This window comes from Shigella sp. FC1967 (genome assembly GCF_001743005.1).
Lineage (GTDB): Bacteria > Pseudomonadota > Gammaproteobacteria > Enterobacterales > Enterobacteriaceae > Proteus.
The window spans coordinates 1-281 of the sequence record NZ_MIIZ01000163.1; the positions used below are offsets into that span (position 1 = coordinate 1).

A 281-nucleotide genomic window follows, 5' to 3' on the forward strand; every position below is an offset into this window, starting at 1 on the left:
TGCAGACTCCAATCCGGACTACGACAGACTTTATGAGTTCCGCTTGCTCTCGCGAGGTCGCTTCTCTTTGTATCTGCCATTGTAGCACGTGTGTAGCCCTACTCGTAAGGGCCTGATGACTTGACGTCATCCCCACCTTCCTCCGGTTTATCACCGGCAGTCTCCTTTGAGTTCCCACCATAACGCGCTGGCAACAAAGGATAAGGGTTGCGCTCGTTGCGGGACTTAACCCAACATTTCACAACACGAGCTGACGACAGCCATGCAGCACCTGTCTCAGC

1 rRNA gene is annotated in these 281 nt (G+C 53.7%); it reads right to left on the reverse strand.

The features are described 5' to 3' along the window. Positions 1-281: ribosomal RNA gene (locus BHE89_RS01495) — 16S ribosomal RNA — on the reverse strand; the annotation flags it as partial.